Source organism: Streptomyces sp. GbtcB7 (genome assembly GCF_019091445.1).
In the GTDB taxonomy this organism is placed as follows: domain Bacteria; phylum Actinomycetota; class Actinomycetes; order Streptomycetales; family Streptomycetaceae; genus Streptomyces; species Streptomyces mirabilis.
This window is the reverse complement of the sequence record NZ_JAGXJM010000011.1, coordinates 15157-37745: the sequence shown is the minus strand read 5'-3', so window position 1 is coordinate 37745 and position 22589 is coordinate 15157. Positions and strand designations below refer to the sequence as shown.

At 71.1% G+C, this 22589-nt stretch carries 18 protein-coding genes; 17 read left to right on the top strand and 1 reads right to left on the bottom strand.

Annotated features, from left to right (window positions below; translation table 11 throughout):
- Positions 1–126 precede the first annotated feature (126 nt).
- The 17 genes from KVT44_RS19240 to KVT44_RS19160 all read left to right on the top strand — a co-directional run bounded on the left by KVT44_RS19240 (position 127) and on the right by KVT44_RS19160 (position 21070).
- Entirely contained in the window at positions 127–801 is a 675-nt protein-coding gene (locus KVT44_RS19240) for a GntR family transcriptional regulator (protein WP_217567907.1), read from the top strand.
- Between the two features lie 245 nt (positions 802–1046).
- On the top strand, positions 1047–2228 hold the full coding sequence (locus tag KVT44_RS19235; RefSeq protein ID WP_054230091.1) for an ROK family transcriptional regulator: 1182 nt from the start codon (positions 1047–1049) through the stop codon (positions 2226–2228).
- 183 nt (positions 2229–2411) lie between these two features.
- Complete coding sequence (locus KVT44_RS19230) at positions 2412–3929, top strand: sugar ABC transporter ATP-binding protein (RefSeq protein ID WP_217567906.1); 1518 nt, start codon at positions 2412–2414, stop codon at positions 3927–3929.
- On the top strand, positions 3926–4948 hold the full coding sequence (locus KVT44_RS19225) for an ABC transporter permease (RefSeq protein ID WP_095851605.1): 1023 nt from the start codon (positions 3926–3928) through the stop codon (positions 4946–4948). Before KVT44_RS19230 ends, KVT44_RS19225 begins: the two co-directional genes overlap by 4 nt.
- Positions 4949–4990: 42 nt before the next feature.
- A complete protein-coding gene (locus KVT44_RS19220) occupies positions 4991–6049 on the top strand; it encodes a substrate-binding domain-containing protein (RefSeq protein WP_067362031.1) in 1059 nt (352 codons plus the stop codon).
- Positions 6050–6101: 52 nt separating this feature from the next.
- A complete protein-coding gene (locus tag KVT44_RS19215; RefSeq protein WP_217567905.1) occupies positions 6102–7406 on the top strand; it encodes a Gfo/Idh/MocA family protein in 1305 nt (434 codons plus the stop codon).
- Between the two features lie 13 nt (positions 7407–7419).
- A complete protein-coding gene (locus KVT44_RS19210; RefSeq protein WP_217567904.1) occupies positions 7420–8424 on the top strand; it encodes a sugar phosphate isomerase/epimerase in 1005 nt (334 codons plus the stop codon).
- 80 nt (positions 8425–8504) lie between these two features.
- On the top strand, positions 8505–11009 hold the full coding sequence (locus tag KVT44_RS19205; protein WP_217567903.1) for a PQQ-dependent sugar dehydrogenase: 2505 nt from the start codon (positions 8505–8507) through the stop codon (positions 11007–11009).
- Positions 11010–11024: 15 nt separating this feature from the next.
- On the top strand, positions 11025–12368 hold the full coding sequence (locus KVT44_RS19200; RefSeq protein ID WP_217567902.1) for a ThuA domain-containing protein: 1344 nt from the start codon (positions 11025–11027) through the stop codon (positions 12366–12368).
- A gap of 118 nt (positions 12369–12486) precedes the next feature.
- Positions 12487–13620, top strand: a complete 1134-nt coding sequence (locus KVT44_RS19195) for an inositol-3-phosphate synthase (protein WP_217568040.1) — start codon at positions 12487–12489, stop codon at positions 13618–13620.
- Positions 13617–14654 (top strand): SCO3242 family prenyltransferase, encoded by a 1038-nt coding sequence (locus tag KVT44_RS19190; protein ID WP_217567901.1) that lies wholly within the window; start codon positions 13617–13619, stop codon positions 14652–14654. Before KVT44_RS19195 ends, KVT44_RS19190 begins: the two co-directional genes overlap by 4 nt.
- Entirely contained in the window at positions 14651–15628 is a 978-nt protein-coding gene (locus KVT44_RS19185) for a sugar phosphate isomerase/epimerase (RefSeq protein ID WP_217567900.1), read from the top strand. Before KVT44_RS19190 ends, KVT44_RS19185 begins: the two co-directional genes overlap by 4 nt.
- Positions 15625–16329 (top strand): EboA domain-containing protein, encoded by a 705-nt coding sequence (locus KVT44_RS19180; protein ID WP_217567899.1) that lies wholly within the window; start codon positions 15625–15627, stop codon positions 16327–16329. The genes KVT44_RS19185 and KVT44_RS19180 overlap by 4 nt, the downstream gene beginning before the upstream one ends.
- Positions 16329–17177 carry a TatD family hydrolase gene (locus KVT44_RS19175; protein ID WP_217567898.1) on the top strand — a complete coding sequence of 283 codons (849 nt, stop codon included), beginning with the start codon at positions 16329–16331 and terminating at the stop codon, positions 17175–17177. The genes KVT44_RS19180 and KVT44_RS19175 overlap by 1 nt, the downstream gene beginning before the upstream one ends.
- A 3-nt stretch (positions 17178–17180) precedes the next feature.
- The gene (eboE, locus tag KVT44_RS19170; RefSeq protein ID WP_217567897.1) at positions 17181–18350 is read left to right on the top strand and encodes a metabolite traffic protein EboE; all 1170 of its coding nucleotides are present in this window, start codon (positions 17181–17183) and stop codon (positions 18348–18350) included.
- Entirely contained in the window at positions 18347–19747 is a 1401-nt protein-coding gene (locus tag KVT44_RS19165) for a nucleotide pyrophosphatase/phosphodiesterase family protein (protein ID WP_217567896.1), read from the top strand. Before eboE ends, KVT44_RS19165 begins: the two co-directional genes overlap by 4 nt.
- Positions 19748–19903: 156 nt before the next feature.
- A complete protein-coding gene (locus KVT44_RS19160) occupies positions 19904–21070 on the top strand; it encodes a sugar phosphate isomerase/epimerase (protein WP_217567895.1) in 1167 nt (388 codons plus the stop codon).
- Between the two features lie 114 nt (positions 21071–21184).
- Here the strand turns inward: KVT44_RS19160 and KVT44_RS19155 are convergent, their stop codons facing one another.
- Positions 21185–22588, bottom strand: a complete 1404-nt coding sequence (locus KVT44_RS19155) for an OFA family MFS transporter (protein ID WP_217567894.1) — start codon at positions 22586–22588, stop codon at positions 21185–21187.
- Position 22589 lies beyond the last annotated feature (1 nt).

Genomic DNA, 22589 nt, shown 5'->3' with positions numbered 1-22589 from the left:
CCACGGGCCTGGCCATGGTGCGCCGTAGACTGTAGACGAAAGACAATCGATACTGTCTTTTGACACATGCTTTCCGGTGACGGCGACGGTGACGGTGACGGGATGGCTCGGCAGGAGGGGACCCCGATGTTGTCGACAGGACTGCCGCCGGGGGCGGTGCCCAAGCTCGAACGGCCAGGCCCGCTGCGCGACCGTGTCTACGAGGCGCTGCTCGAACTCATCACGACCCGCGCCCTCCAGCCGGGCCAGCACCTGGTCGAGAGCGAGCTCGCCGGGCATCTCGGCGTCTCCCGGCAGCCGGTCCGCGAGGCGCTCCAGCGGCTGAACACGGAGGGGTGGGTCGATCTCCGGCCCGCCCAGGGCGCCTTCGTGCACGAGCCGACCGAGGAGGAGGCCGACCAGCTCCTCACGGTGCGTACGCTGCTGGAGGCCGAGGCCGCCCGGCTCGCCGCCGCCAACGCGGGCACCGCCGGCATCACCGCGCTCGAGGAGCTGTGCGCCGAGGGTGAGCGCGCGGTCGCCGCCGACGACGTGGACCTCGCGGTCGCGATGAACGCCCGCTTCCACGCGAAGGTCATGGAGCTCGCGGGCAACGCGGTCCTCGCCGAGCTGGCCGCCCAGGTCGACCGCCGGGTCCGCTGGTACTACACCCCGGTCGCCCGGCAGCGCGGCCACCAGTCCTGGATCGAGCACCGCGACCTCATCGCGGCCATCGCCGCCCGCGACGAACCCCGCGCCACCCAGGTCATGCGCGCCCACACGGAGCACACGCGCAAGACGTACCACGAGCGCGAGAAGTAACCCACCGAGAAGTAGCCCATCTGAGAAGTAACCCACCTCATTCGTGCGTTCCCCCTGTGACCCGGACTGGCTACGTCCGGGTCTCTCTTTGTCCACTCAGTGGAGAAAGTTGACGGCAATCTCTGCGCAACTTCTTCCCACTCCCGGCAGCCGCTGCTACGTTCCCATCGAAAGCAAGCCACGGTGATGTGGCCAAAACCCGTTGGACACTGGCCGATTGAGGCGGGGAGGGGCTCGTGAGACGCATGACGGCACGACCCGCGAACGCGCACCAGGCGCGCCTGCTGCGACTGCTGCGCGACGGCGGCCCCAACTCACGGGCCCAGCTCGGCGACCAGATCGACCTCTCCCGGTCGAAACTGGCCGTCGAGGTGGAACGGCTCCTGGAGACCGGGCTCGTGGTCGCCGACGGCCTCGCCGCATCCCGCGGCGGCCGCCGTTCCCACAACATCCGGCTCGCCCCGGCGCTGCGCTTCCTCGGCGTCGACATCGGGGCCACCTCGATCGACGTGGCCGTCACCAACGCGGAACTGGAGGTCCTGGGGCACATCAACCAGCCCATGGACGTCCGCGAGGGACCGGTCGCCGTCTTCGAGCAAGTCCTGTCCATGGCAGCCAAGTTGAGGTCGTCGGGGCTCGCGGAGGAATTCGACGGCGCCGGGATCGGCGTCCCGGGTCCGGTCCGCTTCCCCGAGGGTGTTCCGGTCGCACCGCCGATCATGCCCGGCTGGGACGGCTTCCCGGTCCGCGAGGCGCTCAGCCAGGACCTGGGCTGCCCCGTCATGGTCGACAACGACGTGAACCTGATGGCGATGGGGGAACAGCACGCGGGCGTCGCACGCTCCGTGGGCGACTTCCTCTGCGTCAAGATCGGCACCGGCATCGGCTGCGGCATCGTCGTCGGCGGTGAGGTCTACCGCGGTACGACGGGCAGCGCCGGCGACATCGGGCACATCCAGGCCGTGCCCGACGGGCGTCCGTGCGCCTGCGGCAACCGGGGCTGCCTGGAGGCCCACTTCAGCGGGGCCGCGCTCGCCCGGGACGCTACGGAGGCCGCCCAGCAGGGGCTTTCGGCGGAGCTCGCCGCCCGGCTGGAGGCGGCGGGCACCCTGAGCGCCGTCGACGTCGCCGCCGCGGCCGCCGCGGGCGACGCCACCGCCCTCGGGCTGATCCGCGAGGGCGGCAACCGCACGGGGCAGGTCATCGCCGGCCTCGTCTCGTTCTTCAACCCCGGCCTGGTGGTGATCGGCGGCGGCGTCACCGGCCTCGGCCACACGCTGCTCGCCGCGATCCGTACCCAGGTGTACCGCCAGTCGCTGCCTCTGGCGACCGGCAACCTACCCATCGTGCTGGGGGAGTTGGGGCCGACCGCCGGGGTCATCGGCGCGGCCCGGCTCATCAGCGACCACCTGTTCTCGCCCGCGTAACCCTGCCAGAGCCGTACGAAGCACTCCTTCCAGAGCCGCACGCACTCCTTCCAGAGCCGCACCAAAGGTCACCTCACCCAAGCACCCCACCCGTACAGCGCCCTGCTCTGCCCTGCCCGAAATCGCCCGCTCCGCGAGCGCACCGCCCTGAAACCGGCCCGCACGCCCGCCAAGGGGAACGTCATGGCACCAGAACCACCGCTGCTCACCATGTCCGGCATCACCAAGTCGTTCCCCGGAGTCCGGGCCCTCGACGGCGTCGACCTCGACGTCCAGGCCGGCGAGGTCCACTGTCTGCTAGGCCAGAACGGGGCCGGAAAGTCCACCCTCATCAAGGTCCTGGCCGGCGCCCACCAGCCCGACGGCGGCACCATCGGCTGGCGTGGCGAACCCGTCACGCTCCGTTCCCCGATCGCCGCCATGCGCCTCGGTATCGCCACCATCTACCAGGAACTGGACCTGGTGGAGGGCCTGTCGGTGGCCGAGAACGTCCACCTCGGCCATGAACCCACCGCCGCCGGTTTCGTCGTACGGGGAAAGGCGGCCAAGGCGTCAACGGCGCAGCTGCTACGCCGACTCGGCCATCCGGAGATCGATCCGGCGCGGCTCGTCGGTGAGCTGTCGGCCGCCCAGCAGCAGATCGTGTCCATGGCGCGGGCACTCTCCCACGACGTACGCCTCATCGTCATGGACGAACCGTCCGCCGCCCTCGACCCCGACGAGGTCGACAACCTCTTCCGTATCGTCGGCGACCTCACCGCGGACGGCGTCGCCGTCGTCTACATCTCGCACCGGCTGGAGGAGATCCGCCGCATCGGCGACCGGGTGACCGTACTGAAGGACGGCCGCGCGGTCGCGGGTGGACTGCCCGCGAAGTCCACCCCGACGCGCGAGGTGGTGGCGCTGATGACGGGCCGTAACGTCGAGTACGTCTTCCCGGAACGCCCCACGCGAGGCCCCTCGTCCGAGCCGGTGCTCAGGGTCCAAGGACTGGCACGCGCGGGCGAGTTCGAGCCCCTCGACCTCGAACTGCGCCCCGGCGAGATCGTCGGCCTGGCCGGTCTCGTCGGCTCCGGGCGCTCCGAGATCCTGGAGACGATCTACGGGGCCCGCAAGCCGACAGCCGGTCAAGTCAGTGTGGATGGCCGGGCGTTGCGGACCGGCAGCGTACGCGCCGCTGTCCGCGCCGGACTCGGACTCGCCCCCGAGGAGCGCAAGGCGCAGGCCCTGCTGATGCTGGAGTCCGTCACCCGCAATGTGTCCGTGTCCTCCATGTCCCGCTTCTCACGCGCGGGTTGGATCGACCGGAGCGCCGAGCGAGGCGCCGCCCGCGCCGCGACACGCGAGCTGTCGCTGCGCCCCGACAACCCGTCCGTCCCTATCCGGACGCTGTCCGGCGGCAACCAGCAAAAGGCCGTTTTGGCCCGCTGGCTGCTGCGCGGCTGCCGCGTCCTGCTGCTCGACGAACCCACCCGCGGTGTCGACGTCGGCGCCCGCGCCGAGCTGTACGCGGTCATCCGGCGCCTCGCCGACGAAGGCCTCGCCGTCCTGCTCGTGTCGAGCGAGGTGCCCGAGGTGCTGGGACTCGCCGACCGCGTGCTGGTGCTCAGGGAGGGCCGCGTCGTGCACACGGCGCCCGCCCAGGAGCTCGACGAACACCGCGTACTCGACCTTGTCATGGAAGGAAGCCCGGCGTCATGACGCAGCCCGTGTCCCCGCCCCGGGGCAGCACCGACAAGGTGCCGCCGATGAGCGAACTCCCCGCGTGGCGCACCCTCGTGGCCCGCGCCGACGTCCGTACCCTCTCGCTGCTCGGCGTGCTCGTCGCGCTGATCGTCATCGGCGGTATCACCAAGCCCGACGAGTTCCTCGACACCCGAAACCTCCAACTCGTCCTCACCCAGGCCTCGGTGATCGGCGTCGTCACCGTCGGCATGACCTTCGTCATCACCTCCGGCGGCATCGACCTGTCCGTCGGCGCGATCGTCGCGCTGTCCTCGGTGTGGGCCACGACGGTCGCCACCCAGGAGTACGGCTTCGCGGGCATCCTCTTCACCGCGGTGCTCGTCGGCGTGGGCTGCGGCCTGGTCAACGGCCTGCTCATCGCGTACGGCGGGATGGTCCCGTTCATCGCGACGCTGGCCATGCTCGCCTCGGCCCGCGGCCTCGCCCTCCAGATCACGGACGGCAAGACGCAGATCGTCACCATCGACGGGATCCTGAAGCTCGGCGAACGCGACTCGTACATCCTCGGCATCCCCCCGCTGGTCCTGGTCTTCGCCGTCGTCACGATCATCGGCTGGCTGATTCTCAACCGCACCACCTTCGGCCGCCGCACGGTCGCCGTCGGCGGCAACGCGGAGGCGGCCCGGCTGGCCGGCATCGACGTACGGCGCCAGCGGCTGTACCTCTACCTGCTCTCCGGACTGTGCTGCGGCATCGCCGCCTTCCTGCTGATCATCCTGTCCGGCTCCGGCCAGAACACCAACGGCAACCTGTACGAACTCGACGCCATCGCCGCCGCGATCATCGGCGGGACCCTGCTCAGCGGGGGCCGCGGCACCATCACCGGTTCGGTGCTCGGTGTCCTGATCTTCACCACGATCACCAACATCTTCGCGCTGAACAACCTGCAGAGCGACGTCCAGCAGATCGCCAAGGGCGCGATCATCGTCGCCGCGGTCCTGGTCCAGCGGCGTACGGCAGCAAGCAGCACCTGACACGGGAGCAAGCAGCACCTGACACGGGAAGGGCCCACCGCCATGCCAGAATCCACGAGCTCCACCAGTTTCACGAGCCGCAGAGGGCTCCTCTTCGGGACCGCCGCCGCCTCGGCCGGCGCCCTCCTGGTCGGCTGCACCAGCAACGACACCAAGGACGAGAAGCCGGCCGCGGACAGCCGGCCGGCCGCCGACGACAAGCCCGGCAAGCACGTCACCATCGGCTTCGCGGGTCCGCAGGCCGACCACGGCTGGCTCAACGCGATCAACGACAACGCCAAGAGCCGGGCCAAGAAGTACTCGGACGTGACACTGGAGATCACCGAGGGCTCCAACGACACGGCCGCGCAGATCGGCCAGATCGAGACACTGATCAACAAGAAGGTCGACGTCCTGGTGGTGCTGCCCGCCGACGGCAAGGCGCTCACCCAGGTCGGCCTGAAGGCGATGCGCGCGGGCATCCCGGTCGTCAACCTCGACCGGATCTTCAACACCCCACAGGCGTACCGCTGTTGGATCGGCGGCGACAACTACGGCATGGGCCTCAGCGCCGGCCACTACATCGGCGAGAAGCTGAAGGACAAGCAGGACGCCAAGGTCATCGAACTCGCCGGGCTCGACAACCTGGAACTCACCAAGCAGCGCACCCAGGGCTTCGACGCGGCCCTGAAGAACTACCCCAACATCAAGAAGGTCGCCCGCCAGGCCGCCGACTTCACCGTCGAGTCCGGACAGGCCAAGATGGCCCAACTCCTGCAGGCTCAGCCGAAGTTCGACGCCCTGTGGAACCACGACGACGACCAGGGCGTGGGCGCGCTGCGCGCCATCAAGCAGGCCGGGCGCGAGGACTTCCTGATGGTCGGCGGCGCGGGCGCGCTCTCCGCCTTCCAAGCCATCCAGGCCGACAACAGCGTCCTGAAGGCCACCGTCCTCTACCCGCCGACCATGGCGGCCTCCGCGATCGACCTCGCTCGCGCGCTCGGCCAGGGCAAGGCGATCGGCGGGCTCGCCGAGTTCGAGATCCCGGTCTCGCTCACGCTCTACTCGGCCGTCGTCGACAAGGACAACGTCGGCCAGTACATGGCCACCGGCTTCAGGTGATCCGCCCCGCTCACACCCCCCACAGCGTCACGACGACGAGGAGGACATCCGTATGGGACAGCCGCACCAGGGCGAGGCAGCCGGGGTGGAGGCGGGGCTCGCTTCCGGGCTCGGGGTAGAGGCGGGACTCGCTTCCGGGCCCGGGGCCGAGGCGGCCGGGGCGAAGGCGGGCAAGCCGACACTCGGGGTGGGCATGGTCGGATACGCCTTCATGGGCGCCGCCCACTCCCAGGGCTGGCGCACCGTGGGCCGCGTCTTCGACCTGCCGCGCAGCCCGGTCCTCGCCGCCGTCTGCGGTCGGGACGCGAGCGCGGTGCGGGCCATGGCCGACCGGCACGGCTGGGCGGCGGCCGAGACCGACTGGCGGGCCCTGATCGCCCGGGACGATGTCGACCTCGTCGACATCTGCACCCCCGGCGACAGCCATGCCGAGATCGCCCTCGCCGCCCTGGCCGCCGGCAAACACGTACTGTGCGAGAAGCCCCTCGCGAACACGGTCGAGGAGGCGGAGGCGATGACGGAGGCCGCCGAGGCCGCCTTCGCCCGCGGTCAGATGTCCATGGTCGGCTTCAACTACCGGCGGATGCCCGCGACTTCACTCGCCCGGAAGATGGTCGCCGAGGGGCGGCTCGGAGCCCTGCGGCATGTGCGGGTGACGTACCTTCAGGACTGGCTGGTGGACCCGGAGTTCCCGCTCACCTGGCGGCTGCGCAAGGAGCTCGCGGGATCGGGCGCGCTCGGCGACCTCGGGGCCCACATCGTCGACCTCGCCCAGTACCTGGCGGGCGAGCCGGTCGTCGGGGTGTCCGCGCTCACCGAGACGTTCGTACGGGAGCGCCCGCTGCCCGGCGGAGTGTCGAGCGGACTGACCGCCGTGTCGGAGGCGAACCCGCGGGCGGGGGGCGTCGGCACGGTCACCGTCGACGACGCCGCCCTCTTCACCGGCCGCTTCGCCTCCGGCGCCCTCGCCTCCTTCGAGGCGTCCCGCTTCGCGACCGGACGCAAGAACTCCCTGCGCATCGAACTCAACGGCGAGCGCGGCTCGCTCGCCTTCGACCTGGAACGGCTCAACGAGCTCTCGTACCACGACCACACCGAACCCGGCACGCACGCGGGCTTCCGCCGGATCCTCGTCACCGAGCCCGACCACCCCTACTTGGAAGCCTGGTGGCCGCCGGGCCACGGCCTCGGCTACGAGCACACCTTCACCCACCAGGCCCGCGACCTGGTGCGGGCCATCGCCGCCGGCCGGCGCCCCGAACCGTCCTTCGCCGACGGGCTGCGGGTGCAGCGCGTCCTCGCGGCGGTGGAGGAGAGCGCCGAGAAGAACTCCGTCTACACACCCATCGCGGTCTGAGGAGGCCCCGGACATGCCGCGCACCTTCACACTCTTCACCGGCCAGTGGGCCGACCTGCCGCTCGAAGAGGTCTGTCGCCTCGCCCGTGACTTCGGCTACGACGGCCTCGAACTCGCCTGCTGGGGCGACCACTTCGAGGTCGACAAGGCACTCGCGGACCCCTCGTACATCGACTCCCGGCACGCGCTCCTCGACAAGTACGGCCTCAAGTGCTGGGCGATCTCCAACCACCTGGTCGGCCAGGCCGTCTGCGACGCCATCATCGACGAGCGGCATCGGGCGATCCTGCCCGCCCGGATCTGGGGCGACGGCGAACCCGAGGGCGTACGGCAGCGGGCCGCGGCCGAGATCGCCGACACCGCGCGCGCCGCGGCGGCCTTCGGCGTCGACACGGTAGTCGGCTTCACCGGCTCGGCGATCTGGCACCTGGTCGCGATGTTCCCGCCCGCTCCCGAGTCGATGATCGCGCGTGGCTACGAGGACTTCGCGACGCGCTGGAACCCCATCCTGGACGTCTTCGACGAGCAGGGCGTGCGGTTCGCGCACGAGGTCCACCCGAGCGAGATCGCCTACGACTACTGGACAACACACCTCGCGCTCAAGGCAGTCGACCACCGACCGGCGTTCGGACTGAACTTCGACCCCTCGCACTTCGTCTGGCAGGACCTGGACCCGGTCGGCTTCCTCTACGACTTCCGCGACCGCATCTACCACGTCGACTGCAAGGAAGCCCGCAAGCGGCTCGACGGCCGCAACGGCCGCCTCGGCTCGCACCTGCCCTGGGGTGATCCCCGGCGCGGCTGGGACTTCGTGTCGGCCGGGCACGGCGACGTCCCCTGGGAGGACGTCTTCCGCATGCTCCGCTCCATCGACTACACGGGCCCCGTTTCGGTGGAGTGGGAGGACGCCGGCATGGACCGGCTCCAGGGCGCACCCGAGGCCCTGACCCGTCTCAAGGCGTACGACTTCGAGCCGCCGTCGGCATCCTTCGACGCGGCGTTCGGCGGCAACGACTGACTTCTCCTGTGTCTCCGGGGTGACGGCGCACCCCGGCGCAAGCACCCGCTCGTACAACCAGCCCCTTTCTGGAGGCATTCGTGCACGGGAAAGACCGCGCCACCCGCACCGACAGAACCGAGACCCACAGACGACGCCCCGCATTCCGCCGAGCGCTCGCCCTGCTGAGCGGCGCGTTGCTCGCGACCGCCTCGCTCACCCTCACCGCACCCCCGGCCGGCGCAGCCGTCGCCGACCCGGGGAACACGGCAGCGGCGGAGGACTTCCAGCAGGTCACCCTCGCCAAGGGCGAGCCCGAGGTCGGCGAGCCCATGTCGCTCGCCGTGCTCCCCGACCGCTCGGTCCTGCACACCTCGCGCGACGGCGAACTCCGCCTCACCGACGCGGCCGGAAACACCAGGATCGCGGGCAAGCTCGACGTCTACACGCACGACGAGGAAGGCCTGCAAGGCGTCGGCATAGACCCGGGCTTCGCCGACAACCGCTTCATCTACCTCTACTACGCGCCGCCCCTGAACACACCGGCGGGCGACGCCCCCGAGACGGGCACCGCGGCCGACTTCGCGCCCTTCGACGGCGTCAACCGTCTCTCCCGCTTCGTCCTCAAGACGGACGGCACCCTCGACACCGCCAGCGAGAAGAAGATCCTCGACGTCCAGGCCACCCGCGGCATCTGCTGCCACGTCGGCGGCGACATCGACTTCGACGCGGCGGGAAACCTGTACCTGTCGACCGGGGACGACTCCAACCCCTTCCAGTCCGACGGCTTCACGCCCATCGACGAGCGCCCCGACCGCAACCCGGTCTTCGACGCCCAGCGCTCGGCCGGCAACACCAACGACCTGCGCGGCAAGATCCTGCGCATCAAGGTGAACGCCGACGGCTCGTACTCCATCCCCGACGGCAACCTCTTCCCGCCCGGCACGGACAGGACGCGGCCCGAGATCTACGCGATGGGCTTCCGCAACCCGTTCCGCTTCAGTGTCGACAAGGCGACGGGCATCGTCTACGTCGGTGACTACGGCCCCGACGCGGGCGCGGCCGACCCGGCGCGCGGTCCCGGCGGACAGGTCGAGTTCGCCCGCGTGACCGGCCCCGGCAACTTCGGCTGGCCGTACTGCACGGGCAAGAACGACGCCTACGTGGACTACGACTTCGCGACGAAGACCTCCGGCGCCGCCTTCGACTGCAACGCCCCGAAGAACACCTCCCCGCACAACACGGGACTGACGGACCTGCCCCCGGCCCAGCCCGCCTGGATCCCCTACGACGGCGCCTCCGTCCCGGAGTTCGGCAGCGGCTCGGAGTCCCCGATGGGCGGCCCGGTCTACCACTACGACGCCTCGCTCGACTCGCCCGTGAAGTTCCCGCAGGCGTACGACGGGGACTTCTTCGCCGGAGAGTTCGGCCGCCGCTGGATCAAGCGGATCGCGAGCGACTCCGCCGGCACGGTGCAGTCCATCAACTCCGTCCCGTGGACCGGCACGCAGGTGATGGACATGGCGTTCGGACCGGACGGCGCCCTGTACGTCCTCGACTACGGCACCGCCTGGTTCGGCGGCGACGAGAACTCGGGCCTCTACCGCATCGAGAACGCCACCGACGGCCACTCTCCGGTCGCGCAGGCCGCGGCCGACCGCACCTCGGGGCAGGCCGCTCTCAAGGTGAGCTTCTCCTCGGCAGGTTCGTCCGACGCGGACGGCGACGCCCTCACCTACGGCTGGGACTTCGGCGACGGCGGTACGTCGACGGCGGCGAACCCCTCCCACAAGTACAGGACGAACGGCACCTACACGGCGACGGTGACCGCCAAGGACGCGACCGGCCGCACCGGCAGCGCGAGCGTGCAGATCGTGGTCGGCAACACCGCACCCAAGGTCGTGATCGAACAACCGCGTGACGGTCAGCTGTTCAGCTTCGGCGACCCCGTGCCGTTCAAGGTGAAGGTCACCGACCCCGAGGACGGCCGAACGATCGACTGCGCCAAGGTGAAGGTCACCTTCATCCTCGGCCACGACAGCCACGGCCACCCGCTCACCTCGGCGAACGGCTGCTCAGGCACCCTGCAGACCAGTGCCGACGGCGGCCACGACCAGGACGCCAACATCTTCGGAGTCCTCGACGCCGAGTACACCGACGGCGGAGGCGGCGGCCAGGCCCCGCTGACCACCCATGACCAGAACGTGCTCCAGCCCAAGCACCGCCAGGCCGAGCACTACGGCAAGGCCTCCGGCATCACCGTCCAGACGAAGGCCACCGCGCACGGCGGCAAGACCGTCGGCGACATCGACAACGGCGACTGGATCTCCTTCACGCCCTACTCCCTGAGCGACGCCCAGAAGATCACGGCACGTGTGTCCTCCGCCGGCGCGGGCGGCACCCTCGAGATCCGCGCGGGCTCCCCGACCGGCCGCACCCTGGGCCGGGCGACCGTACCGGTGACGGGCGGCTGGGACACGTTCCAGGACGTGAGCGCCGATCTCGCGCACGCCCCGCGCGGCACCACCACGCTCTACCTCGTCTTCAAGGGAAGCGGCACCGGAGCGCTCTACGACGTGGACGACTTCACCTTCACGACGAGCTGACGGGGGGTGACGGTCATGCGCACATCGATACGCATGCTGACCGTGGGTGCCGCTGCCGCCCTGCTCCTCGGCTGCGTGTCGGGACCGGCGGCGTCGAAAGGCGCGGACGGCCCCGACAGGAGCCGGGTGCTGGTCTTCTCGAAGACCGCGGGCTTCCGGCACGACTCGATCCCCGAGGGGATCGCGGCCGTACGGGAGCTCGGGGCCACGGGCGGCTTCGCGGTCGATGCCACGGAGGACGCGGGCGCCTTCACCGCACGCAACCTGGCGCGGTACGACGCCGTCGTCTTCCTCTCGACGACCGGTGACGTCCTCGACACCACCCAACAGGCCGCCTTCGAGCGGTACATCAAGCGGGGCGGCGGCTATGTGGGCATCCACGCGGCCGCCGACACCGAGTACGACTGGGCCTTCTACGGCGGCCTCGCGGGCGCGTACTTCCAGTCGCACCCCGCGATCCAGCCCGCGACGGTCACCGTCGAGGACCGCGCCCACCCGGCGACCTCGGGGCTCCCGAGATCCTGGGACCGCACGGACGAGTGGTACAACTACCGCTCCGATCCGCGCGACCGGGCGCACGTCCTCGCCTCGCTCGACGAGTCCTCGTACACCGGCGGCACGATGAGCGGCGACCATCCGATCGCCTGGTGCCAGGAGTACCGGGGCGGCCGCGCCTTCTACACCGGAGGCGGCCACACCAAGGAGTCCTACGCCGAACCCGCCTTCCGGCAGCACCTGCTGGGCGGCATCCGGTACGCCATCGGCGCCGCCCAGGCCGACTGCCGCCCGGAGAACGGCTACCGGCCGCTCTTCGACGGCACGGCCGAGTCGCTGACGGCGTGGAGACAGGCGGGCCCGGGTTCGTTCTCGCTGAGCGACGACGGCACGCTGACGTCGCACGACGGCCTGGGAATGCTCTGGTACGCCGGTTCCGGGTTCGGCTCGTACTCGCTGAAGCTCGACTGGCGGGTGGCCGGGGACGACAACTCCGGAGTGTTCGTCGGGTTTCCGGAGTCCGACGACCCCTGGTCGGCCGTCAACAACGGCTACGAGATCCAGATCGACGCGACCGACGCCCCCGACCGCACCACCGGGGCCGTGTACAGCTTCCAGTCCGCCGACCTGAAGAAGCGCGACCGCGCGCTGAACCCGCCGGGGGAGTGGAACACGTACGAGATCCGCGTGGAGGGCGAGCGCCTCCGCGTCTGGCTCAACGGCGTGAAGATCAACGATTTCACCAACACCGATCCGGTACGAAGCCTGCGCGACGGACACATCGGCCTCCAGAACCACGGCGCCGACGACCAGGTGTCCTTCCGTGACGTCCGGATCAAGGAACTGCCCACGAAGGGCGACTGACCGGCGGCGGGCGGGGGACGCCGTACCCCCGCCCGCCGTCTCGCCCACCTCGCTTCTTTCTCCTCTCTCCTCTCCCCTGTGTGGCTGACGTACGACAAGGAGGCTGCCCATGTCCCCCATGCCCGCGTCCCTTTCCGAACCTCGGGTGGGGGTGTGGCTGATCGGAGCCCGCGGCTCCGTCGCCACCACCGTCATCGCGGGCTGCGCGGCCCTCACCGCCGGCCTGCACCCCCCGACGGGCATGGTCACCGAGACATCCCTCTTCGCCGAGTGCGGCCTGCCCACCCTGTCCTCCCTCGTCTTCGGCGGCCACGACACCGTGGACTGCCCACTGCCGAAACGGGCCGAGGCCCTGGCCGCCGGTGGTGTGCTCCCACCCGGCCTCCCCTCGGCGATCGCGGCCGAACTGGAGGCCGCCGACGCGGAGATCCGCCCCGGCGGCCCCGCCCCCGGCGACACACGGGACGACTCCGAGCTCGTGGACGCCTTCGCGGCCGATCTGCGCGACTTCGTACGACGACGGGGCCTGACCCGTGCGGTCGTGCTGAACGTGGCCTCCACCGAACCCGCGCCCGTGGGCTCCGCCCTGCCCCCGAGCTCGCTCTACGCGGCGGCAGCGCTGGCGGCCGGCTGCCCCTACGTGAACTTCACCCCGTCCACCGGCCTGCACCACCCGGCGCTCGCCTCGGCGGCACGCGCCGGCCGTCTCCCTTACGCCGGCCGCGACGGCAAGACGGGCCAGACCCTGCTGCGGTCGGTGCTCGGCCCGATGTTCGCGCAGCGCGCCCTGGCGGTCCGCGCCTGGTCCGGCACCAATCTGCTCGGCGGCGGCGACGGTGCCTCCCTCGCCGACCCGGCCGCCGCCGCGGCCAAGAACGCGGGCAAGGAACGGGTCCTCGCGGACACCCTGGGCGCGGCCCCGCAGGGCGAGGTCCACATCGACGACGTACCGGCCCTCGGCGACTGGAAGACCGCCTGGGACCACATCGCCTTCGACGGCTTCCTCGGCACCCGGATGATCCTGCAGACCACCTGGCAGGGCTGCGACTCCGCACTGGCGGCGCCCCTGGTCCTCGACCTCGCACGCCTGGTGTCCCGCGCGCACGAGGCCGGTCTCTCGGGCCCTCTGAGCGAACTCGGCTTCTACTTCAAGGACCCGGTGGGCGACGGGCCCGCGGCGCTGGGTGAGCAGTACGCCGCCCTGGCGGGGCTCGCGCAACGGCTCCGCGCACTCCCCGGGGAGACCCGATGACGCCGCGCTCGCCCGGGCCGGACCGACCGACCACGACGAGCCCGCCGCAGAGCCCGACCCCGACCCCGACCCAGAGCCAGAGCCAGAGCCAGAGCCCGCGACCGGGGACAACATCCGGGGCCGGGGCGGGGGCCAGGGCCTGGGCCGAACTCCTGCGCCTGCCCGCCCTGTTCACCGTCCCGGGCGACGCCCTCGCCGGCGCCGCCACCACCGGCAACCGCCCCAACCCCCGCACCCTGCTCGCCATCGCCTCCTCCCTCTGTCTGTACGAGGCGGGCATGGCCCTCAACGACTGGGCCGACCAGACCGAGGACGCCCTCGAACGCCCACATCGCCCACTGCCCTCCGGACGCATCCGCCCGTCCGCGGCCCTCGCCGCCGCAGGCGCCCTCACGGCGGCGGGCCTGGCTCTGGCAGCACGCGCCGGACGCCCGGCCCTCGCCGTCGCGGTCCCCCTCGCGGCCACCGTCTGGGCGTACGACCTCGCGCTCAAGCGAACCCCCGCCGGGCCGGCGGCGATGGCCACCGCACGGGGCCTGGACCTGCTCCTCGGCGCGACGGCCACCGGCGGCAGCGCCCGCCCCGCCCTGCCCTCCGCCCTGACCCTGGCCACCCACACCCTCGCGGTGACCACGGTGTCCCGCGGCGAGACCCGGGGCGGTTCGCCGCTCGCACCGCTCGCCGCGCTCACCACGACGGGCATGCTCGCCTGGAGGTTGACGAGAACCCCGGGGGCCTCGGGCACGGCCCCCTCCCGATACCCCGCCGCGGCCCCTTCCCGGCGCCCCGCCGCTGACACCCTGCGCACCGTCCTCGCCGCCGCCTTCGTCACCACCTCGGGCCGCCCCCTCCTCCACGCCGCCCTCAACCCCTCACCCCCGCTCACCCAGCGAGCCGTCGGCGGCGGAATCCGCGCGATGATCCCCCTCCAGGCCGCCCTCGCGGCCCGCTCCGGCGCCCTCGCCTCCGCCCTTCTCACGGCCGCCCTCGCCCCGGCGGCCCGCAGATTCGCGAGGAAGGTGAGCGTCACATGACCCCGACACCCCACCGCACGAACCCCCGGCCCCACGCCACGAACGACCACCCTCTCCGCTTCGGTTACGGCACCAACGGTCTCGCCGACCTCCGCCTCGACGACGCCCTCGCCCTCCTCGCGGACCTCGGCTACGACGGCGTCGGCCTGACCCTCGACCACATGCACCTGGACCCCCTGGCCCCGGACGTCGCCGCCCGCACCCGGAAGGTGGCCCGCAGGCTGGACGCCCTCGGACTCGGCGTCACCGTCGAGACCGGCGCCCGCTATGTGCTCGACCCGCGCCGCAAGCACGGCCCCTCGCTCCTCGACCCGGACCCGGCCGACCGGGCCCGCCGCGTCGACCTCCTCATCCGCGCCGTCCGCATCGCCGCCGACCTCGGCGCCCACGCCGTCCACTGCTTCAGCGGCGTACTCCCGGCCGACCCGACCCACCTGGCCAACCCAGCCGATCCGGCCAATCCCGCCGCCACAGCCGACACAGCCGAGGGCACCGCCTGGAAGCGCCTCGCCGAGGCACTCACCCCCGTGCTGGACGCGGCCACCCACGCCGGCGTCCCGCTCGCCGTCGAACCCGAACCAGGTCATCTCCTCGCCACCCTCGCCGACTTCCACCACCTGCGCCGCATCCTCGGCGACCCGCCCGCCCTCGGCCTCACCCTCGACATCGGCCACTGCCAGTGCCTGGAACCCCTGTCACCCGCCGACTGCGTCCGCGCCGCCGCCCCCTGGCTGCGGCACGTCCAGATCGAGGACATGCGCCGCGGCCACCACGAACACCTCCCGTTCGGGGACGGGGAGATCGACTTCCCGCCCGTACTCGAAGCCCTGGCCGCCACCGGATACCAGGCGCTGACCGTCGTCGAACTGCCCCGCCACTCCCACGCGGGCCCCCACTTCGCCGCACAGTCCCTCCCGTTCCTCCACCGCGCGGCCCGGGCGATCCCCGCAGGCGCCGAAGGGAGCACCCCGTGAACCACCACCCGCACGCATCCCACGGCAGCACGGCGAACCACCCGGCCGAACCCGCCCTCGCCGCCCTGCACGCCCGTCTGAACACCTCCCTCGCCCCGCCCGCCCGCGCCTGGCTGGACCAGGCCCTCGACGAGGCCGCCGACCACCCCGGCACCCACGGACCCATCTCCGTCTGGGAGTTGCGCATCGCGGAGGCGGGCCGCCGCTGCGGCCCCGAGCACGCCGACGCCGCCCGCGTGCTCCTTCTGCACGCCGCCCACGCCGACCCCGACGCACTCGCCCGCGTCTACCGGCAGGGCACGGCCGCCGAACGCCGGGCCGTCCTGCACGCCCTGCCCCACCTCGTGCCCGGCCCCGACGCGCTGCCCCTCGTCGAGGACGCCCTGCGCACCAACGACACCCGGCTCGTCGCCGCCGCCCTCGGCCCGTACGCCGCCCGCCACCTGGACGCCCACACCTGGCGGCACGCCGTCCTCAAGTGCCTGTTCACCGGCGTACCCGTGGACGTCGTGGCCGACCTGGCGCCGCGCGCCCACGCGGACGCCGAACTCGCCCGAATGCTCGGCGACTACGCGCGGGAACGCACCGCCGCGGACCGTCCCGTCCCCGAGGACCTGCACCGCGTCCTGGCCCTGACCGAGCCCACCGCCGCCCCCGCAGGCCCGTGCGGTACCTCCCGCACATCCGGCAAGGAGTCCTGATGCGCATCTTCGACCCCCACATCCACATGACGTCACGGACCACCGACGACTACGAGGCCATGCACACCGCGGGTGTCCGCGCCCTCGTCGAGCCCTCCTTCTGGCTCGGCCAGCCCCGCACCTCGGTCGCCTCCTTCCTCGACTACTTCGACTCCCTCCTCGGCTGGGAACCCTTCCGCGCCGCCCAGTACGGCATCGCCCACCACTGCGCGCTCGCCCTCAATCCCAAGGAGGCGAACGACCCCCGCTGCGCCCCCGTCCTCGACGAACTGCCCCGCTATCTCGTCAAGGACCAGGTCGTGGCCGTGGGCGAGATCGGCTACGACTCGATGACCCCCGCCGAGGACACCGCCCTAGCCGCCCAGCTGCAACTCGCCGCCGACCACGAGCTCCCCGCGCTCGTCCACACCCCGCACCGCGACAAGCAGGCCGGCCTGCGCCGCACCCTCGACGTCGTCCGGGAGTCCGCCCTGTCCCCGGACCGCGTCCTGGTCGACCATCTCAACGAGAACACCGTCAAGGAGGCCAAGGACAGCGGCTGCTGGCTGGGCTTCTCCGTCTATCCCGACACCAAGATGGACGAGGAACGCATGGTCGCCGTCCTTGCGGAGTACGGGCCGGAGCGGGTGCTGGTCAACTCGGCCGCGGACTGGGGCAGAAGTGACCCTCTCAAGACTCGCCGCGTGGCCGATGCCCTGTTGTCCGCCGGGTTCACCGAGGACGACGTCGACCGGGTGTTGTGGCGCAACCCCGTCGCCTTCTACGGCCTCAGCGGCCGGCTGAGCCTCGACGTCACCGCCCCCGACGTCACCCACGAAGGCAACTCCATCCTGCGTGGCGGGGAGTGAGCGATGCGCTTCCGCCATCCCGACGGCTCCACCGTCCACCTCGCCTATTGCACCAACGTCCACCCGGCCGAAACCCTCGACGGCGTCCTCGCCCAACTCCGCGACCACTGCGAACCCGTCCGCCGCCGCCTCGGCCGCGACCGCCTCGGCATCGGCCTGTGGCTGGCCAGGGACGCCGCCCACGCCCTCGTCACCGACCCCTCCGCGCTGCGCGGCCTGCGCAATGAACTCGAACACCGAGGCCTCGAAGTCGTCACCCTCAACGGCTTCCCCTACGAAGGCTTCGGCGCCGAAGAGGTCAAGTACCGCGTCTACCAGCCGGACTGGGCCGACCCCGAACGCCTCGCCCACACCACCGACCTGGCCCGAGTCCTCGCCCAGCTCCTGCCCGACGACGTCACCGTAGGCAGCATCTCCACCCTGCCCCTCGCCTGGCGCACCGCATACGACCAGGAGCGGGCGACGGCAGCGCACACCGCGCTGACCACGCTCGCCGAACGCCTCGACGCCCTCCACGAACTCACCGGCCGCTCCCTGCGCATCGGCCTGGAACCGGAACCCGGCTGCACCGTCGAGACCACCCGTGACGCCCTCGCCCCGCTCACCGCGATCGGTCACGACCGCATCGGCATCTGCGTCGACACCTGCCATCTCGCCACCTCCTTCGAAGACCCGCACACCGCCCTGGACGCGCTCGCACAGGCCCGCGTCCCCATCGTCAAATCCCAGCTCTCAGCCGCCCTGCACGCCGAACACCCCCATCTCCCCGAAGTCCGCGCGGCCCTCGCCGCCTTCGACGAACCCCGCTTCCTGCACCAGACCCGCACCCGCACCGCCGCGGGCCTGCGCGGCACCGACGACCTCGGCGAGGCCCTCGCCGGCGACGCCCTGCCCGACGCCTCCCCGTGGCGCGCCCACTTCCACGTCCCGCTGCACGCGGCCCCCGCCGCACCCCTCACCTCCACACTCCCCGTCCTGCGGGCCGCACTGACCCGCCTCGTCGGCGGCCCACACCCCCTCACCCACCACCTGGAGGTCGAGACCTACACCTGGCAGGCCCTCCCGCCGGAGCTGCGCCCCCGTGCCCGCGCCCAGCTCGCCGACGGCATCGCCGCCGAACTCACCCTCGCCCGCGACCTGTTGACGGACCTCGGCCTGAAGGAGCTGCCGTGACCCCACCACCACAGGAGCCGGCCGGCCCCACTCCTCTCCTCGTCCTGGACGTCGTCGGCCTCACCCCCCGTCTCCTCGACCACATGCCCCACCTCAAGGCCCTCGGCCAGTCCGGTTTCCGCGCCCCGCTCGGCACCGTCCTGCCCGCCGTCACCTGCGCCGCCCAGTCCACCTTCCTCACCGGCACCCACCCGTCCGAGCACGGCATCGTCGGCAACGGCTGGTACTTCCGCGAGCTCGGCGACGTACTGCTGTGGCGGCAGCACAACAGCCTGGTGTCCGGCGACAAGCTGTGGGACGCCGCCCGGCGCGCGCGTCCCGGCTACACGGTCGCCAATATCTGCTGGTGGTACGCCATGGGCGCCGACACCGACATCACCGTCACTCCCCGTCCCGTCTACTACGCCGACGGCCGCAAGGAACCCGACTGCTACACCCGGCCCCCGGCCCTGCACGACGAACTCACCCAGAAATTCGGCACGTTCCCCCTGTTCCACTTCTGGGGTCCCGGCGCCGACCTCGTCTCCAGCCGCTGGATCATCGACGCGACCCGCCACATCAACCGCACCCGCCGGCCGGACCTGACCCTCTGCTACCTCCCTCACCTCGACTACGACCTCCAGCGCTTCGGCCCCGACGACCCGCGCTCCCTCCAGGCGGCCGCGGACCTCGACGCGGCCATGGCTCCCCTCCTCGACGACGCGAAGGCGGAAGGCCGCACCGTCGTCGCGCTCTCCGAGTACGGCATCACCCGCGCGGACCGCCCCGTCGACATCAACCGCGCCCTGCGCCGCGCCGGACTCCTCGAAGTGCACACGCAGGACGGCATGGAGTACCTCGACCCGATGACCTCCCGAGCCTTCGCGGTCGCTGACCACCAGATCGCCCATGTCTACGTGCGCCGCCCCGAGGACCTGGAGGCCACCAAGGCAGCCCTCGCCGACCTGCCCGGCATCGAGCGGCTCCTCGACGACGAGGGCAAGAAGACCCACCACCTCGACCATCCGCGCTCCGGCGAACTCGTCGCCGTCGCGGAGCCGGACGCCTGGTTCACGTACTACTACTGGCTCGACGACGCCCGCGCGCCCGACTTCGCGCAGCTCGTCGAGATCCACCGCAAACCCGGCTACGACCCGGTCGAACTCTTCATGGATCCCCTCGACCCCTACGTCAAGGTGAAGGCGGCCACGGCACTGGCCCGCAAGAAGCTCGGCCTGCGCTACCGCATGGCGGTCGTGCCGCTGGATCCCTCACCTATTCGCGGCAGCCACGGCCGCCTTCCCACGAGCGACGACGAAGGTCCGCTCCTCATCTGCTCCACCCCCCACACCGCCCCCGGCCGCATCGCGGCCACCGAAGTGAAATCCCTGCTGCTCGACCTGGCCGGCCTCACCTGACGAGGCCTGACAAGGCGTGACGAGCGACTACGGAAAGTGAAGCACGCGCCACTGACAACGCGTCCGGCGAGCGCTTCGCACGCCTCTGACCTGCGCACGAGCAGCAGACCCAACGGCACCCGTCAAAGCCGTACACCGATCCGAAAGAGAGAAACCGTGACCGCCTTCAACGACGAACCCGCGACCGGCGAAGCCCTGCGCCGCGCGCTCGGCCTCAACCGCCGCCGCTTTCTGAGCACCTGCACCGCCGCCGCGACCGCGGCGATCGCGGCACCCGTCCTCGGTGCCTCGCCCGCCCTGGCCCAGGACCGGGGCAGAGGCCACGACCACGACCACGGCGGTGACGTCCTCGTCCCCGCGAACAGGCGCGGCATCATCCTCTACACCGTCCGGGACGCCACGGGCCGCGACCCGCTCGCCACCGACCTGCCCTCCGGATTCCGCGAGGTCTTCAAGCAGCTCTCGCGCTTCGGCTACCGGCAGGTGGAGTTCGCCGGATACGGCCAGCACGCCAACGCTCCCGGCGGCGCGAGCCTGGAGTCCGTGCAGGGCGCCAAGCTGCTGCGTTCCTGGCTCGACGAGTACGGGCTGCGGGCGCAGGGCAACCACGGCTTCATACCCCCGTCCTGGCCCCTCACCACGACCGACCTGGACACCTTCAAGAAGCACCTGGAGATCGCCAACATCCTCGGCATGGCGCACATGGGCACCGGTGGCGACCCCACCGGCAGCGCCTACCGCGCCGACTGGGACGTGGCCGCCGACAAGTGGAACGCGCTCGGCGAGATCGCCCGCCGCGAGGGCCTCAAGCTGTACACCCACAACCACGACGCGGCGTACGGCTTCCTGCTCGACGGGGGTCCGCTGGACGCCCAGGGCAACCCGACCCGCAGCTCCGGCATCCGCAAGCTGGAGTACTTCCTGAAGATCACCGACCCGAAGGTGGTCTGGCTGGAGATGGACATCTTCTGGGCGCACGTGGCCCAGTACAAGTTCCACACGTACACGGCCCACGACGGCTCCACCCAGGAGAAGGTGTTCGATCCCGCCGGGCTCGTCGTCCGCAACAACAAGCGTTACCCGCTCTTCCACGCCAAGGACGGCGTCGTCAACACGACGAACGGCATGGGCTACGACATGGTGCCCTTCGGCACCGGCGTCATCGACTACACCACGTTCTTCTCGCGCGTCGGTGACCGGAACTACCACAACCCGATGGTCGAGCAGGACAACGCCCCGAGCGCCACGGATCCCGGGCAGTCACTCACGCACGCGAAGATCGGCTACGACAACCTCGCGGCTCTCCGCAAGCGGCGTCACTAGCTTCGCGGCAGTGCACCGGGCGGCCCTCCCCACAACACGCCACGTGGGGAGGGCCGCCCGATCCGTGCTCCGTGCCGGTAGGAGAATCTCTCAACCCGTTGACCAGGAGACCTCTCAGCTCGCGGGCTGCGGCTGGGGAGTGTGTACCTCGCTGTCGCGCCCCGGCTGCTTCAGCAGCAACGCGATCGCCGCCGCCAACATCGAGATACCGCCGGCCAGCGCGTACGCGCCGTTGTAGCCCCAGGCCGCGACCACCATCGAGCCGAGACCGCCGCCGAACAGGCCGCTGATCAGTTTGCCGCTGTACACCAGGCCGTAGTTGGTGGCGTTGTAGTTCTCGCCGAAGTAGTCCGGGGTCAGGGCCGCGAACATCGGGTAGAACGCGCCGCCGCCGAACCCGGAGAGGAAGGCGAAGAACAGGAACAGCCACTCGCTCTTGATGTCACCGGCCCAGATCACCCCGAACTGCGCGAGCCCCAGCACGACGATGACGAACACCAGGGTCAGCTTGCGGCCCCAGGTGTCGGACAGCCAGCCCACCACGGCCCGCCCGATGCCGTTGATGACGGCCATGATGCCCATGGAGGACGCCGCCACCAGCGGTCCGAAGCCCACCTCCTTGGCGAAGTCGACCTGGAAGGAGATCCCGAAGATCGACACGCCCGCGGTCATGACCAGCGTGATCCACATCAGGGGCAGCACACCCGTCCTGATGGCCTCCTTGGGCGTGTACTGCTTCACCGCGGGAGGGTTCTTGGCGAGGGCGGCGGAGGTCTTGCTGTTGCCGCCGTATGTCAGCGGGTCGATGTCCGAGGGCCACCAGTTCTTCGGCGGGTCCTTGAAGAAGAACGCGCAGGACAGCACGACGATCATCACGTAACAGCCGATGAGGTCCAGGACACGGTGGTAGTTCCCGGTGTCGAACGCGTAGTTGAAGATGAAGATGAACGGCAGGGAGCCGTACGCGAACCCGCCGTTGACGAATCCGGTCCGCGCGCCCCGGCGCTCGGGGAACCACTTGCCGACCATGTTGATGCAGGTCGCGTACACCAGGCCGGAGCCGAGGCCGCCGATGACGCCGAAGCCCAGGATGGCCAGCAGCACGTTGCTCAGGTGCGAGAGGGCCAGGAAGCCGATCACACACATGACCGCGCCGATGTACATGGCCCTGCGGGCGGTGAGGATGCCCCGCTCCCGCAGCCAGCCCGCCGGGAAGGCTATGCCGGCCTGGAAGAAGACCCAGACGCTCAATATCCAGAAGGTGTTGCTCTGCGTCCAACCGTGGGCGTGGGACAGGGTGTCCTCGGCCGAGCCGTACGCGTATTCGAAGACGCTGATGGCCATCATGGCGATCCACGGCAGATACACCATGAACTTGCGGGAGTGGCCGAGGATGTCGCGGTCCGTCTCACCGATCCGGTAGACACGGCCCCGGGCGTCGGTGACTTCGCGGTACGAGCGGTTCGAGGCGCCGGCGGTGGCCGACGTGCCCTGGGTGGCGATGGGTTCTGTCGTCATG